A 275-nucleotide genomic window follows, 5' to 3' on the forward strand; every position below is an offset into this window, starting at 1 on the left:
GTAAGTGACAGCACCACCATAGGTATAGTTATACTCAACTTGCTGTGCCGACGTTGAACTTGCTGCCCATAACTCTTCACAGGCATCTTGAGTGATATTTTCTACATCACAAGTATAGAAAGCACTGTTTTTAAGTTGGGCTTGCACGGCAAAACTTACGTCGCCAAAGCTGTTACGATATTGAACTGTTTTGTCACCACGACCGACACCATTTACCGCGCCGTCATCTTTGTTGTAAGTGTAAACACCCGCAGTGTTTCCGTCCCATACAAAGC

At 44.7% G+C, this 275-nt stretch carries 1 protein-coding gene; it reads right to left on the reverse strand.

The features are described 5' to 3' along the window. The coding region (locus tag AAEY80_RS14515; protein ID WP_350588576.1) for a hypothetical protein at positions 1–275 on the reverse strand (275 nt) is incomplete at both ends.

Source organism: Psychrobacter sp. 78a-MNA-CIBAN-0178, from assembly GCF_040309625.1.
GTDB lineage: Bacteria > Pseudomonadota > Gammaproteobacteria > Pseudomonadales > Moraxellaceae > Psychrobacter > Psychrobacter okhotskensis.